Source organism: Streptomyces sp. NPDC047042 (assembly GCF_040644035.1).
Taxonomy (GTDB): domain Bacteria; phylum Actinomycetota; class Actinomycetes; order Streptomycetales; family Streptomycetaceae; genus Streptomyces.
In genome coordinates, this window is sequence record NZ_JBEYVP010000043.1 from 46,728 (window position 1) to 63,436 (window position 16,709).

At 67.6% G+C, this 16,709-nt stretch carries 4 protein-coding genes; 2 read left to right on the forward strand and 2 right to left on the reverse strand.

The window, feature by feature from the left end:
- Positions 1 to 2: 2 nt before the first annotated feature.
- Together ABZ855_RS38585 and ABZ855_RS38590 are read right to left on the reverse strand one after the other, a co-directional pair.
- Positions 3 to 3,569 carry a LamG-like jellyroll fold domain-containing protein gene (locus ABZ855_RS38585; protein ID WP_360815358.1) on the reverse strand — a complete coding sequence of 1,189 codons (3,567 nt, stop codon included), beginning with the start codon at positions 3,567 to 3,569 and terminating at the stop codon, positions 3 to 5.
- 637 nt (positions 3,570 to 4,206) lie between these two features.
- Positions 4,207 to 7,764, reverse strand: coding sequence for an FG-GAP-like repeat-containing protein (locus ABZ855_RS38590; protein ID WP_360815269.1), 3,558 nt, complete (start codon positions 7,762 to 7,764; stop codon positions 4,207 to 4,209).
- A gap of 407 nt (positions 7,765 to 8,171) precedes the next feature.
- On the opposite strand from ABZ855_RS38590, the gene ABZ855_RS38595 reads away from it, so the two are divergent.
- Positions 8,172 to 16,364, forward strand: a complete 8,193-nt coding sequence (locus ABZ855_RS38595; protein ID WP_360815272.1) for an HYD1 signature containing ADP-ribosyltransferase family protein — start codon at positions 8,172 to 8,174, stop codon at positions 16,362 to 16,364.
- Between the two features lies 1 nt (position 16,365).
- Positions 16,366 to 16,650: a hypothetical protein gene (locus ABZ855_RS38600; protein ID WP_360815275.1), complete on the forward strand. Its 285-nt coding sequence runs from the start codon at positions 16,366 to 16,368 to the stop codon at positions 16,648 to 16,650.
- Positions 16,651 to 16,709: the final 59 nt, after the last annotated feature.

A 16,709-nucleotide genomic window follows, 5' to 3' on the forward strand; every position in this document is an offset into this window, starting at 1 on the left:
GTCTACAGCGGTTGGGGCAGCTCGTTGACGTACAGCTGGTCGATGTCGGTGTCCGACACCACACCCGTCCACACCCGTACGTCGTCCACGAGCCCGGCGGCGAAGTCGCTGTACGCGCCTGTGCTGATCCGGCCCCGCCCGATGTTGAAGGTGCCGGTGGCCTGCCAGGGCGAGGTGAACACGACGCCGTCGCCGGTGTCGTCGTCCGTGTCCGTGTCGCCCTGCGCGCCCTGACGGATTCCGTTGACGTACAGGAAGAGCTGGTGGTGGGCGCCGTCGTAGACACCGGTCAGCAGGGTCCAGGCGCCCGGGTCGACCAGCTGGGCCGAGGCGATGCTCGCGGGCGCGGTGACGACCGTCCCGCTGGTGGAGTCGGCGGTCGTACGGCCGAACACCCACATGCCCTGGGCCGAGCCCGCCGCCTGGTCGTACCACAGGCCCCAGGAGTCGCGGACGCCGCCGGACTGGGTGGCGATCCGCATGTGGTGGGCCACCGTGGTGTCGGAGAGCGAGGCCGCGTCGAGCTTGGCCCAGGCCGCCACCGTGAAGTCGCCCTGTGAGTCCACGATCGGCCCTGTCGCGGTGGCGTTCGCGGTCGATGTGCCGTTCAGGGAGAGGACGTTGCCCTTGCCGCCGTCGGTGTCGGCGGTCCAGGTGCCGCCGCCGGCGACCGTGGCCGTGTGACCGTATCCGGAGGAGTCGGCGGCACTGGTGCCGGAGGTCTCCTCCAGCTTCCAGTCGGCGGCGAGCGCCGGCTGTGCGTGCCCGGTGGACGCGTCGGTCATCGCCTGGAGGTCCGCGATCTCCTCCTCGGACAGGATCCGGTTCCAGGCGGTCACCTCGTCGACCTGGCCGGGGAAGTAGTCGCTGAACGCGCTGCCGTACTGGCCTCGGGCGATCTGCAGGCCGCCGGTGCCCTGCCAGGGCGTGGTGAAGGCGACCGGGTCACCCTGTGGTACGCCGTTGACGAACAGCTGGATGGTCTGTTCCTGCGCGTCGTACACGCCCATCAGGTGCGACCAGACGCCGACTTCGGGCGTGGTGGTGCCGATCGAGCGGACGATGGTCGGCGCGGCCACGTCCGTGGTGTACCGGTTGAAGATCCACGCGTTGTACGAGGTCGAGTAGTAGATCGCGAACGTCGATCCGTTGACGCCCGCCTGGGCGACGGCGACCGCGTTGTGGGAGTTGCCGGTCAGCCGGGCCCACGCCGAGATCGTGAAACTCTTGGTGGTGTCCAGCACGGACGAACTCGTCGCCGCGTACGACGAAGTCCCGTTGGCCTGGAGGGACTTGCCGAGCCGGGCCAGTGAGGACCAGCCGGCCGAACCGGCCAGGGCCGCCGTCCGGCCGCTCACCGAGTCGGTGGCCGTGGTGCCGGTGCCCTCGTCCAGGGACCAGTGGGCGACCGGGGCCGCGCCGGGCGCGACCTTGAAGGTGTACGTGTAGCTGAGCGAGCCGTTGCCCGCCGCGTCCCAGGTCTGGACGGTCAGGGTGTTCACCCCGCGCACGTCCGGCGCCAGGGACACGGCATAGCTCGTGGTCGCGGTGGTGAAGGTCTTGGTCCGCACCGGGTTGTCATTGAGCTGGTAGGTGTACTTGACCACGTCCGAGGCCCCGTTGGCCTTGAGCGTGAACGTCGCGGGGGCACCCACCCCGCCGTAGGCCGTGCAGTCGTCCGGGCTGTCCGGGCTCGCGCACTCCTGGTACGTCGTCGAGTCGACGTCCGGCTGCACCGGCCTCGAGGAGTCGATCCGGAACCAACAGCCGCTGGTCCAGGCCGAGTACATGTAACCGGTCGTGCTGTTGAAGGAGTACTTGTACTCGCTGCGGGCGCGGAACCAGTACGTCTGCCCGTTCGTCAGCGCCGGCGTCGTCCACGTACCGGTCGTCCCCGACGTCGTGTACGCCGACGGGCTGCCCGAACCGGCCAGCGGGTCGGTGACAGTGGCGTCGTACTTGTACACCTGGAAATTCGGCCGCAGCGTCGACTGCGAACCGTCCGCCGACTTCGGCGCCGCGCCCAGCGTGGGCGTGGTGTCCCGGATCACGACGGCGGTGGCGCGAGTCGTCGCGCAGGCCAGGTTCGGGTTGGAGAGCTTCACCCCGGTCGGCGTGGACGGCTTCGACACGAACGTCACCGACAGGGTCGGCTTGGTGTCCGACGGCGAGGCGAACTGCTTCCAGGCGATCTCGTCACTCTCGTCGGCGGCCCGCAGCCCGAGCGTGGTGGTCGACGCGGACTGCCCGGCGGTGTAGCTCACGGCGCCGGTCGCGTCGAAGGAAACGTTTCCGCCGGGGCAGGACGACGAGTAGCCCTTGGCCGCGGAGACCGAGTCGACCTGCGCGGACCAGGACGGCTGCGCGTTCCACGTGGTGCCCGAGGAGATGGACCCCGTACGCCACAACTGCACGCTCTTCGCCGTGCAGTTGGCCGACCACACCTCGAGCGCGTTGAAGGTCGCGGAGAGGATCTTCTTGCCGCCGAGGGTGTGGGTGTCGAACTGGTAGAGCGAGCGGGCCTTCTTGTTGTCCACCCACGCGTCGTAGCCGACACCCAGCGCGTGCGACGTCTTCCAGAACGACGTCGACGGCGAACTCGTCCACACCGTCGTCCACCCCGACAGCGACGCGCTGGTCGTCTGCGGGTCGAGCACCACCGGGTAGGTGGTGTCCGGATCGTCGAGGAACGCCTTGTCGGGCTTCAATGTCAGCGCACTGTCGGAGGCGGTCACGGCCATGGCGGTCGCGTGGGCCCCCGGGGCGGGCCCGTCGAGCGCGCCCTGGTCGGCGACGGCCGTCCGGACTGCGGCGGTCGTGACGTCGAAGGAGGCCGGGGAGACGGTGCGGGCCGTCGCGGCCGGAGCGGCCGGAGCGGCGGCAGCCGGCGAGGAGTCGTACATCATCGCGGTACCGGTGGTGAACACCGGACGCCCCTGAGCGTCGACGAACGCCGCGCCACCCGAGTGGTTGTCGTACGCGGAGACACCGTCGACCGAGACGGGAAAGCGCACACTCGCCAGAGCCGGATTATCGGCTGCCGTACGGGACTTGACCACCAGGTTCTCGCTGAAACCGTCCGGCGTCGCCTGCACCACCAGGTCCGTGTCGGGCAGAACGTCCGCGTACGTCGCCGTCGAGCCGTCAACGGCCGGCGTCGGCAGAGTCCAGGGCGAACCGACGCTGTAGGTCCTGCCGTCCTTGGTGATCTGCGCCAGCGGGTCGTGCGCGCCGCCCCCGGAGAAGGCGACATCCACGGCCGCGGCCTTCGGGGCGAGTTGCCCCCCGGCGGTGGCCGCGAGGTCGGTGTCGACGGGCACCCAGCCCGAGGCATGGCGCACCCGGACCGGCTCGGGATCGAACTCGACGGTGAACGTGCCGTCGGGCTGCGCGGTGACCAATTGAGTGGGCGTAGTCTCGGCGTCCACCGAAACGGACGAACCCGACCGGGCGGCCTTCAGCGAAGCGGCCGCCTCGGGCGACAGGTCGGTCGGGTCATCCGTGGCCGAGGAGGCCCGCACGGGCGCGTCGGAAACGGCGTGGGCGCTCGCCGCGCCCACCAGTTGCACCAACAACGCAGATGCCGCCAGCCATCTCAGCCGTCTTCCGGCACGCCACATAGCCCGACCCCCGCACTCACAGATCCTTCAACTGCCATTCACAGCCGGCCAGATCAAAACTCAGCGAATTTCACCTGTCAAACGTGCTCGGACAGAACAGATGTGCCGAATCTGCCCATGACATCCAAAACTCGCACTCCGGCGGGACAGGAAAGCTAAAAGGAAATCAAAAGGTGGAGGCATTGGTTGGCCATCGAATGGATGTATGCACCCCATGAAGGGGGAGTGACTGCCATGCCAAACCCTGAACGCAACGAATGAACAGGAAATTCAGAGCAAAGGTTCCGATGATTCCCGCCCGAGCCGTCACCGTATTCGCCGTGCCGGCCTCCCGGACCGGGTACGGAGGAGGTGCTGCTTTCGCGGGTAAGCGGACAGCCGCTGCCGGAATTCCTTGGCGGAGCGGATCTTCGGGCCCCCGGACGTGGTGGACACCGGTTTCGAGGTACCGGCCGCCAAGCGGAGCCGGTTCACCAGTTACTACAGGCCGAGTGATGCTGGCAGCCTGGAGCTCGCCGACGGCCCGGACGGCCAGTTGGGCCAGCCTTCCGCTTTCGGACCGCCGGGAGCCTGGGCTGACCAGCCGTCAGCCCAGTTGCCTCACCGTGTCGTAGCCGCTGGACTTCAGCGTCGTCGGAGTCGTGTCATTGGCGGTGGCGGTGCCTGCGAACAGGAGCAGGGCGCCGGCCTTGTTGGTTGCCAGCATGTCGGGGACGCCGTCGCCGGTGATGTCGGGCGTGCCGTACACCAGGGGGAAGCTGTCGGGCAGCATTGTGCCGGAGTCGTAGGGGTCGTCGCCGTCCAGGCTGCCGCCGGACGTGCCCAGGCTGGTGAGAACCGTGCCCTTCTTGTCGCTGGTGAGGATGCCCTTGCGCAACTGGATGCTCCCCGCCACTGTCCGGTAGGTCAGGTCCATCGCCCCGTCGCCGTTGTAGTCGGCGATGGCCACAAAGTCCCGGGTGTCCCAGGCGGTGGTCGTCATCTGGGTCGCGGTGGTGAAGGTGCCGCCCGTGTAGCCGGAGAGGATCCACAGCTCGCCGCCGTTGACGCCGCCTGCCACGAACAGCTCGGGCTGGCCGTCGCCGGTGAGATCGCCCGCCGACTTCATCTCGGACCAGGTGGACGGCGGGGGCATGTTGGCGGGCAGCCGTACCTCGACGCGTTCGGTGACGTTCATGGCGCCGTAGCCGTCACCGGGGTAGACGAACAGCCGGTTGTCGGGGGTGCGGATCACCCAGTCGGTGGCGCCGTCGCCAGGCGCGAAGTCGCCGTTGTGGGTGACCAGGGAGTACACGGGGTGCTCGGTGTCACCGTTCCAGAGGTGTGGGGCGGTGCCGCTGTCCCGCAGTAGCTCCCCGTTCTTGTGCTGGCCCCAGGAGCTGAAGATCCACGTGGCGTTCTGGTCGGTCGTGTTGATCCAGAGGTTTCCGGCGGCGGTGAGGTGGGCGTAGTCGGGGGAGCCGTCGCCGTTGAGGTCGCCGGGGGCGTCGGCGGTGGGACGCGGGGTGACGTAGAAGAAGTGCTTGTACGGGGTGGGCGAGATGTTGCCCGCCGAGTCGACGGCCCTGACGTAGAGGGTGTTGGGGCCGGCCGCGGGGGGCTTGACCCCGGTCGCGGTCGCCGTCGACGAGATGACGGTGGTGCAGGTCGCCGATCCCGTGCCCTGCTTGCCGCCCGCGCACACGTAGTTGCCGTAGTTGTTGCTGTTGATGGAGTACTCGAACTTGACGATGTCGGTGTCGGCGCCCTTGGTGAAGGTGAAGCTCCCGGCGGTGCCGAACCTGACCGTGGACCAGACCTCGCCGTTGCTGTCGTAGTCGCCGTCGGCGGGGAACTCCACCGAGGTGACGTTGGAGGGCGAGTCGGGGAGGTCCGTGTCGTAGCGGAAGCGGCACAGCGCGGCGCCGCTGGTGGGCGACCAGGCGCTGCTGACCTTCGCGTCCCAGGAGCGCACCCGCCACACGTAGTTGTAGCCGTTGGACAGCGTGAACCTGGTGGAGTCGAGCCTGACCGAGGCGGTCTCGCCGTCGTCGACCGCGTCGGAGAAAACCTTGTGGGTGGCGTCGTAGGAACCCTCGCGCCAGACCTCGAACTCGAGCCTGGCGAGGTCGCTGTCGGGGTCGGTGGCCCTGGCGCTGATGGTCGGTACGGTCTTGCCCAGGCTGATGTACGGCGCCGCGCTGGTGTCGCAGGAGCCGGGGCTCATGGTGACCGAGGTCGGTTGGCCCGGTCTGCGGTTGTAGATGATCTCCACTGTCGGGGAGCCCGGGCCCTCGGCCCTGAACCTCTTCCAGGAGTAGGTGTCCGTCTCCAGGCTCGACGCCGAGGTGGTCGGGGCGGAGGAGGAAGTGGAGGCCACCAGGCCCACGTTGAAGGACATCCAGCCGTTGTTCGCGGCATCCTGGGCCAGTGAGGTGACGGTGAAGTTGACGTTGGTGTCCGGGCAGGAGCTGTTGGACTTCCAGCCATAGGCGAAGGACTTGGAAGTGATCTTCCGGCTCCAACTGGGCTGTTTGTTCCATGTGGTGGAGCTGGAGAAGTTGCCGGTCTGCCACACCTGCATCGTGCGCTTGCTGCACGACCAGGAGTGGGTCTCCAGGATCTTCATGGTCGCGCTGGAGACGTCCGCGCCCTTGATGGAGTTCTTGAGGTTGAGCTTGAAGAACGAGCGGGAGGTGCCCCAGGTGTCGCGCTCGAAGCCGACGCGGGCCTCCTTGGTGTCCTGGTTGTAGTTGGCGCCGTCGTAGAAGCTGGAGCTCGGGTACTTCTTGTAGACGCTGGTCCAGTTGGACCGGGTGGCGGACGTGGAGGGGTCGAGGAAGACGGGGTAGACCGGGGCCTTTGCGCCGGTCCGGGCCAGGTAGTCGGCCGGTGGGGTGATGGTCAGGACGCGGCTGACCTGGTCCAGGGAGGCCCCGGCGATGGCGGCGTGCGCGCCCTCGCCGGGACCGTTGGCGGCCGACAGGGCGAGGGTGCTGTTCGCGGCGGCGGGGAGCGCGTAGGCGACGGGGTCGATGTCCGAGCCGGTGAGCCGGGAGTCGCCGTCGTCCGTGGAACTCCCGCTGCCTTCCTCGGGGTTGCCCTCGGGGGCATCGCCCGGGGGCGGGGTCCAGGTCTCGATGTCCTCGGGGTTCTCGTTGGTGCCGCTGGCGGCATCCGGGTCAACGGCCGGGGTGTCCGTGTCGTGCGTGCCCGCCGAGTCCCACAGGAACGGGGTGGGCGAGACGGTTATCTCGTTGCCGTCCTTGTCCTTGCCGCGCATGACGTCGGTGGACGGGTCGAGGGAGAAGGCGAGCGTGGGTGAGGCGAAGCGGTAGCGGGGCGGGTTCGCGGCCAGGTCGGCGGCGGCCTCGGGCGTGTGGATGACCAGGACGAGGGTGTAGCCGCTGTCCCGTGCGGTCAGCATCAGGTCGACGTCGGGCAACACGCTTTCGTACAGCGCCCGGTTGTCCTCGACCACCGGCTCGGGCAGCGTGCCGGGCCACTCGGCCTGAAGGTCGTGGCCTTCGACGGCCATCGTCAGGAGCGGTGTCCAGACGGCGTCGGGAGTGCTGTCGTCGGCGGCCTGCACGGCGGTGTTGTTCGTGGTGCGGTACGACGCTGTCCGGTTCACCCGGGATGTGGCGGAGTAACTCGCGCTGTTCACCCGCGTTCCAGCGGCGGCCGGGATATGAGCAGCGTCTCCTGCGGCGAAGGTGACGGGGTGGGGGCTGCTCACGGTCGTCCAGCCGGCCTTGCTCTTCCGCAGTGAGGTGTCGACCGGGGCCCACTTCCCCTGGGCGTTCTTCGCCCGTACCGGCGCGACGGATGCCGTGTAGGTGAAGGAGCCGTCGGGGTTGGCGAAGGTCTGCGAGAACTCGTCGGTCAGCGAAGCGACTTCGGTCTTCTTGCCTGTCCTACGAGCCTTCTGCTGGGCCGCGTCCTCGGAACTGAGCCTGCTGCTCGCGGACTTGGCCTTGGCATCGGCGTCCGGCGATGTCCTGGACGGGCCGTCGTCCCGTAGCGCCAGGACCGTGGCACCGCCGGCCAGCAGTGCCAGGGCGAGTGCGACGGCGAGGCCGCGCCGACCGGCCCGTCTGCCGACGGGTGTTGCTTCGGCGGCGGCCGTCTCGCTCGGTCCGGCGGCGCTCTCTTGGTCGCTCAAGGAACCCTTCTCCAACAGGCTGGGCCGTCAGCGGCGGTGCCGCTGCGGCGTGGCTCTTCGGGTTGCCCTCGGGCCTGTTGAAGCAAGCCGTGCGAACGCGTGATCCCCCGGTTTCGGCGGTTGGAGTATGAGCAGGCCGTACCGGCGAGATCAACACCCTTGTGAAGCCTCGAAGTAGGAGGAGCGTAAGCGATGGAGCTATATGGAGTTTCTTTGCCGTTATTTGTCCAATTTTGAACAGTGACATAGCTAACGCGGACTTATTTCTCCTTGACGTGGATCTTCACGAGGAGCGAACTTCGACCCCATCAGTGATCACCATGTGCCATCGCCCCGGACGTTTCCGTCATCGGTCCGAACGTTCCTGATGGTGTGTGACTCGGGGTTCGGGGAGGGGTCGGTCGGCCATGCGTGGGGGACTGTCGTGGTGCGGCAAGGGCCGGCTGACGGAGAGATCGGTCCGTGACCGGTTGATTCGCCGACGGGCGCGGCTCGGTGTGGTCGCAGCGGTGTTCCTCGCTCTCAACGTCACCTCCTTGCAGGGCGCGGTGGCGTTCGGTCCCGACAACGACACCCGTACGACGGTCGAACTGGACGAGTTGCAGGAGACGGACGCCGTCCCGCTCGACGAGACCAAGACCGACAAGGTGAAGGAGCTCGAAAAGCCGGATCTGGCCGAGCTGCCGGACTACAACCCGGCGGCAGTGGCCGAGGTGCCGGCGGTTGTCGACCTGGCCGCGCCGGTCGACGGTCTGACCGCGGGTGGCGCCCCCAAGCCTGTCGCCGCCTCCACCGACGGCACGGTGACCGTCGGCGTCACCGCGCCCGACGGCGCGACCCAGGCCCAGGCCGACTCCCTGGAAGGTGCCTGGGACGTCACGGTCAGACCCGAGGCCGATGCGGTGGCCGCCGGTGCACAAGGCCTGCTGCTACAGGTCGATGCCCCCGACACGGCGACCGGTGACGCGGTCCTCCAGATCGACGCGACCCGCTTCGCCGAGACGTACAGCGCGCAGTGGCTGGACCGGATGTCCTTCGCCCTGATGCCCTCCTGCTACACGACCACACCGGAGCGCGAGGAGTGCTCGACGGGCATCCCCGTCGCCACCGAGGTCGAGCGCACCACCGACGAGGTGACCGTGTCGGTCGACGCCGGCGGCGACGACTCCGGCTCGGAGGCGGACCCCGGCGAGGACACCGCGCCCGACGAGACCTCCGGCAGCAACGAGAAGACCAGGGACATCCAGGAGACCCTGCTCAACCTGACCGTGGACACTGCCGCCCTCGCGTCGGTGTCCGCCCCCACGGCGACCGGCGCATCCACCGCCGTGAACACGGACGCGAGCTCGGCCAACCCGGCGGTGTGGCGCGGCGACAGCCGAAACGGTGTCCGCCAGATCGCCGACTCCACTGGCGGAGGAGTGCTGGCGGGAATCTCCTACGGCTCGGGCGCGGGCGGTGACTTCGGCGCGACCCCGTTGTCCTCGGCCGGTTCCTGGTCGCAGGGCGGCTCGTCGGGTGCGTTCACGTACTCGTACACGATGGCAGGGCCCGAGGTCCCCTCGGGTCCGTCGCCGAACGTGACGCTGAGCTACAACTCGCAGTCCTCGGACGGGCGGACGTCCGCGACGAACAACCAGGTGTCCTGGATCGGCGAGGGCTGGGACTACAACCCCGGCGCGATCACCCGCACCTTTGTGAGCTGTGCGGCCGACACGGCGAACGCGAACAACAAGGACAAGTTCACGGGCGACCAGTGCTGGGGTTCGTACAATGCGGTGCTGTCGCTGAACGGCACGACCACCGAACTGGTGCGGGACGACACCACCAAGGAGTGGAAGAGCGCGCGGGGCGACAACACGCGCGTGGAACTGCTCACCGAGGCCGACTACAAGCGCATCCTGAACGTCACCCACACGTCCGGCAACGGTGACGACAACGGGGAGTTCTGGCGGGTCACCACCAGCGACGGCACCCAGTACTACTTCGGTCTCAACCGTCTGCCGGGCTGGTCCTCGGGCAAGGAGGAGACCGAGTCGGTACTGAAGGTGCCGGTCGCCGGCAACCACAGCAGCGACCCGTGCCACGCCACCGAGTTCAAGAACTCCTTCTGCGACCAGGGCTGGCGCTTCCAGCTCGACTACGTCGTCGACCTCAACGGCAACGCGATGTCGCTGTGGTGGGACAAGGAGACCAACGCCTACGCGAAGAACATGACGGAGACAGGTGCGGTCGCCTACGACCGGGCCGGCCTGCTGACCCGTATCGACTACGGGCAGCGTTCGGACACCCTCTTCTCCGCCGAGCCCCTGGGCCGTATGAACTTCACCGCCTTGGAGCGCTGCTTCACGGACGACGGCGACTGCTCCAACGACAGCTTCGACTCCAAGCAGTCCGACCGTACCCGCCCCTGGTACGACACCCCGGCCGACCTCGCCTGCCTGGCGGGCAAGAAGTGCTCGACGTACTCGCCCACGTTCTGGTCCCGCAAGCGCCTGGCCGCGGTGACCGCGTGCGCTCAGCGCGAGCGGGGCGTGAGGCTCACCGAGTACAACGACAAAAACGACTCGGGCTCCCGCAACGCCTGCGGTATCGACGACTCGACGTACGGCACCACCGCCCTCTCGAAGGTCGACTCCTGGAGCCTCGGACAGTCCTTCCCCTGGGACCTGACCGGTGAGTACACGGCGCTGTGGCTGGAGTCCATCACCCGTACCGGCTATGCGGTGGACGGTTCCACCAAGCCCCTGAACCCGGTGACCTTCGGCAGCAACAGGCTGGTGCTGCCCAACCGGGTCAAGTGGGCCACGGGCGACACGGACTCGCTGTTCGGGCGGCTGCGCATCCAGGACGTGGTCTCCGAGTACGGCGGGCGCACCCACGTCACGTACAAGGCGCCCGAGGGTGCCTGTGCCAGCGGCAAGGACTTCCCTCCGTTCGACCAGAACACGCTGCGCTGCTACCCGGTCTACTGGCACGCCGACGAACAGCTGAGCGACGAGCGCATCTCCTGGTTCCACAAGTACGTGGTCGACTCGATCACCGAGTATCCGCAGCTGGCGGACGCGACGGATGTGACGACGAAGTACACGTACGAGACGGACCTCACCGACAAGAAGGCCGGCGCACTCTGGGCGAAGAGCCAGACGGAGTTCTCGCGTCCCAAGACGCGCACCTGGGACGACTGGCGCGGCTACCCGGTCATCACCACGATTTCCGGCGTCCCGTCGGCGCCCGACGGGAGCATCGCCTCCAAGTCGGTCACCCGCTACTTCCGGGGCATGAGCGACGACGTCCTCGTGGACACCGTCACGCCCGACAAGCCGGACGACGACACCAAGCGTTCCCTCACGGTCAAGGACGTCACCGGCGCGGCAATCGCGAACGACCGCAAGGCGTACGCGGGCATGGTCGCCGAGTCCCTGACCTACCCCGACTCCGGCGCCGCCACTGCCGGCGGCTGGATATCCCGTACCGTCAACTACCCGGATATCCCGGTGGAGTTGGCCAGACGCAACCGTACCGACGGTCCGGACGTGGTCTCGGAGCGTGTCACGCTGGGCAAGGTTCTGACGACGACAAAGTCCTCGGGCAGCCGTCCGGGCGACTCGGCACCCTTGCGCACGGTGAAGACGGAGACCGAGTACGACTCGTACGGTCTGCCGACTGTGGTCCGCGAGTTCGGCGACGACGACGCGGCGAAGACCAAGGACGACTCGTGCACCCGCACGTCGTACGTGAACAACGACACCAGGGAAACCGCCACCGTCAAGGGTGTCTACCTGATCGGCCTGGTCAACCAGACGATCACGACAACCGGTACGAGCACCTGCTCGACCACCCTGTCGACAGCGACGAAGGACACGCTGATCACCGGCTCGCGTGTCTTCTACGACGATGCGACCTTGCTGGCCGCCAAGCCCACCAAGGGCCAGGTGACCAGGACGGAGACACCGCTCGGGACCGGCACGGGCTGGAACTCGGACAACCCCGAGTCGCGCACGGAGTACGACGAGTTCGGCCGGGTCGAGAAGGTCACCGACGCCACGGGCCTGGCCAACACCACGACCTACATCCCCGACTCGGGTCAGGTCTACGAGATCAAGACGGTGCAGGGCGCCAAGCTCGACAGCAACAACGTGGAAACGGGCCTCATCACGACCACCACCGTGGAGCCCGGCCGCGGCGCGACGCTGACCTCGAAGGACCCCAACAACCGGGTCACGTCCTACACGTACGACCCGCTGGGCCGCACCACGGAGGCCTGGGACCCGACCCAGCCCGCCACGGACGACCCCACCGCGCGCTACACCTACAACACGCCCGCCGACGAGCCGGCCTCCGTGGTCACCGAGTCGCTGCAGGACAACCCCACCCCGGCGCGAGACGGCGAAAAGGCCGTCTACTCCGCCTCCACCACGATCTACGACGGCCTGGGCCGTGAACGCCAGTCCCAGACCCCGGCGGTGGGCGGCGGCAAGCTGGTCACCGACACGTTCCACAACGCCGCCGGCCAGGTCGCCTTCACACGCAACGCCTATTACATGCAAGACGAGCCGAGCACGGCCCTGGTCGTCCCCGTCTCCGAGTCACTGGTCCCCAACGCGACCACCTACACGTACGACGGCCTGGGCCGCGTCCTGACCGTCACCCCCGTCCACCATTCGTTCCCGCAGACGGGCGATGATGCCGCGGACGGCAACACGACGGTGAAGACGACGGACCGCCGCACCCGCTACCAGTACGGCCTCGACTACACGATCGTCCGCCAGCCCAAGGGCACACCCGGCTCCCGGGTGTGGACCGACGCACTGGGCCGCACGGTGCAGCAGGACACCTTCAGCGACACGGCGCTGACCGAGGCCGGTGCGATCTCCACCACGTACGACTACGACGCGCGCGGCGACATGACCACCTCGACCGACGAGGTCGGCCACACGCGCACCTGGAAGTACGACGCCCTCGGCCGGGTCACCGACACCACCGACCCGGACACCGGAGCCTCCCACACCGAGTACGACGCGTACGGCCGGGTGGACTGGGCGACCGACGGCCTCGGACAGAAGCTCGCGTACAGCTATGAGCCCTACCACCGGGTGAGCGAGGTCAAGTTCACTGCGGCGGGCTCCACCTCGGGCACACTGGTCCAGTCGTACGGCTACGACTCCGCCCCGGGGGGCAAGGGCCAGATGGCCCGGGCGACCCGTTTCAACGACGGCGGCAAGTCGTACACGACGTCGATCGCCGGTTACACGGCGGACTACCAGCCGACGTCGATGACGCTTACCATGCCCGACGGCACGACGTCGGGGACGACATCGGACGGCTTCAAGACCAACTACACGTACGACTACACGTACAACGATGACGGTCAGCTGGAGAAGTACACCACCCCCGAGGTGGGCGGTCTGAGCCGCGAGACCGTCATCAACCGCTACAACGAGGCGGGGCTCCCGACCACGGTCTCCGGCAAGGACTGGTATGTCGCCGAGACGTCCTACTCGCCCTACGGGCAGGTGCTGCGCTCCACAGTGGGCGAGATCGGCCACCGGGTGTGGCAGGAGAGCTCCTTCGACGAGTCGACCGGCGAACTGCTGACCGGCAAGCTGCTGAGGGAGAACGCGACAGACAAGTCCGTCGTCCCCGAGTACGAGGTGAGTCAGCGCGCCTACTCCTACGACCCGTCGGGCAACATCCTGTCCGTCGCCGACAAGATCGGCACGAAGCCGACCGACCGGCAGTGCTTCACGTACGACACGCTGGGCCAGCTGAAGACGGCGTGGACGACGCCGGGCGGCGGCGCCTGCACCGCCACAGGCAAGACGACGGCCGAGCCGGTGTACTCCGACGGCAAGGTCAACGTCTCGTCGAACAACGACGGTTACTGGCAGTCCTACACGTACGACGTGCTGGGCAACCGGAAGTCGAAGACGGTCCTCAAGGCCGACCCGACGTTCACCTCGGGTGTGCGTGACACGAAGAACGACGTCGTCACGGACTACGTCTACGGCAAGAGCGACACGGCGCTCAACGACCAGCCGCACACGCTGACTTCTTACACGACGAAGTCGACGACTGCGGCGGGGGCCGAGGTCAAGACCCTGGCCACGCAGAAGTACAACGACGCGGGCAGCGTGGAGAGCCGTACGACGGGTGGTGACACGGCCCAGGGCCTGACATGGACGTGGGACGGCCAGGTCGAGTCGGTGACGGGCTTCGGTCCGGAGGGTTCCGGGGCATGGGTGGGCGCTTCGGAGATGTGCCTGGACCTCACCAACTCCGGTACAGCAGCGGGCACGGCCCTCCAGCTGTTCGTGTGCAACGGCACCAAGGCGCAGAACTTCCGCCTCAAGGCGGCCGACGCCGACAACAACGGCACGGTCGAGGACGCGACGGTCGGCCAGTTCGTGGTGGGCGGGCGCTGCGCCCAGCCGAGCGGCACGGCGGCGGGCGCGGCGGTACAGATCCAGGCGTGTGACACGGCTGCGGCGGCGCAACGCTGGCAGACCCTGCCCACTGGCCTGCTCAAGCACGTGACGACCGGCCTGTGCCTGTCGGCCCCGTCGCTGGCGAACGGTACCGACCTGGTCCTGGCGACCTGTGACACCTCGGCGCCGGGCCAGGTGTTCAAGCCGGCCTCGAAGACGACGTACGTCTACGACGGGATGGGCAACCGCCTGCTGGAGCGCTCCGCCGCAGGTGCGGCGCTGCACCTGCCGGACACGAGCGTGTCGGTGACCGCCACGGGCAAACTCCGCTCGGCGGAGCGTACGTACGGCCACGAGGGCGCGCCCACGGTGACGCGCTACCGGGAGGCGTCCTCGACCTCCGGCGCGGACGAGCAGGTGTTCGCCAACGCGGTCGACCACAACGGGACCCCGCTGGCGGAGGTGCGCCTCGACGGCGACCAGAACGTGCGGGTGACGAAGAAGGACCCGTGGGGCCAGGACCGTGTCGCGGGCGTCGCGTCGCGTTCGCGTACGGCGTTCGCGACGGGTGATGACGATGCGGGTTCGGGTCTGGTGCATCTGGGCGCGCGGGAGTACGACCCTGCCACCGGACGGTTCGTGTCGGCGGACCCGGTGCTGGACCAGAGCGACCCGTTGCAGGCGAACGGCTACTCGTACGCGAACAACAACCCGGTCACGCACTCCGACCCGTCGGGTCTGACGTCGTCGGCGTCGAGTTTCGACGCGTCGATGGCGGCGCTGGACGCGAAGATCGCGGAGTACCAGCGGACGTTGTCCCGCTCGATCGGTGATGTGATCCTGTCGGTCGGCTGGGCCGTGTTCAAGGAGTTCGTGGGCTGGGACGACATCGTCGGCTGCTTCTCTCAGGGTGACCTGTGGGCGTGCGGCAGCCTGTTGATGGATGCGATTCCGTGGTCGAGCGTCTTCTCCAAGGGCAAGAAGATGTGGAAGGCCTTCCAGGCGACGAAGAGCGCGGTGAAGGCGTGGCGGGCGGCGAAGGTGGTCGCCGAGGCCGGGCTGAAGGCGGCGAAGGCGGCGAAGGCCGCGCTGATCAAGGCGAAGAAGGCGGCGGAGGCCGCGGCGGCCGAGGCGAAACGCAAGGCGAGGGAGGCGGCGAAGGCCGCGGCAGAGGCTGCGAAGAAGAAGTCTCATACGGGGTCGAAGGGCGCCCGGGGGAACGCTCCGCAGGTCAAGGCACGCAGGACGGCGCAGGAGAAGGGTTCGTCGGGCGGAGGCAGGGCCGAGAACAAGTCGGGCGGCTCACGTAGCGGGTCGGGGCGGGACGACTCCGGTGGCGAATCCGGGGGAGGCTCCGGCGAGGGCGCCAGTTGCTCGATCAACAGCTTCACCCCGGAGACCCGGGTCCTGATGGCCGACGGCTCGACCAAGGCGATCAAGGACGTTAAAGTCGGCGACAAGGTCATGGCCACCGACCCGGAAACGGGAGAGACGAAGGTCGAGACGGTCACCGCCGAGATCAGGGGCCAGGGCCTCAAACATCTGGTCGACGTCACCATCGACACCGACGGCAAGAAGGGCTCGAAGACCGCCGAGGTCACCGCGACCGACGGCCACCCTTTCTGGGTCCCGGAGCTGGGCGAGTGGATCGACGCGACCAACCTCCGGGCCGGCCAGTGGCTCCAGACGGGGGCGGGCACCCTCGTTCAGATCAGCGCCATCCGCCGCTGGACAGCACAGGACGCCACCGTCCACAACCTCACTGTCAGCAACCTCCACACGTACTATGTGCTGGCGGGGGCTACGCCGCTCCTCGTTCACAACTGCAATGATGAGATTCCCGATGTCCTTCATCACTACACGAATGAAGCTGGACATGACGGGATATTGGCGAGCCAAGAGCTTCGCCCGTCCACTCAAGCGGCGAACCCAAATGACGCCAAGTTTGGCGACGGCCAGTATCTCACCGACATTCAGCCTGGAACGAAGAGGCCTGGGCAGCTATCCGCCGCCTTCTATCGAGTGCCCTGGCTTGGGCGAAAGGTCTCTCACTATGTTTCGATCGATGTGCGCGGGCTAGATGTGCGTAAGGGAAGGGATGGGGTTTTCTATGTGCTAAACAGCGAGCCTCTTGATCTCGTCGGCCGCATCGTAGGGTCTGGAAGGAACTAGCGTGAGGTACGTCAAGGTGGCATGGAGCCATGATCTCGAGGATGAGCCGGTCCTCTATCTGAGCGAGCTCGGCGAAGACGGGTACGAGAATCGGAAGATGCAATTCTTCCGCGACGGCAAGGTCGAGTGGGCAGACGAATTGCATGAGACAGCAAGCGTCGGTCTTTCTGAAGTCGCTTTCCCGCTCGATCTTCGAGAAATCTCTGACCAGCCGGAGTTTGATGCTGCAGAGATAGCTCCGGAGGAGTTCGAGCGGGAGTGGGTGAAAGCTCGTACGATGGAATGAATGGCTGCGGTGCGTTCTGTGTGCGTACCACAGTGGGCCTGCCAAGGTCAGATGGTGGC

Coding starts and splice junctions, on each gene's coding strand:
- ABZ855_RS38595 (WP_360815272.1), top strand. CDS start 8,172: ATGCGTGGGGGACTGTCGTGGTGCGGCAAGGGCCGGCTGACGGAGAGA.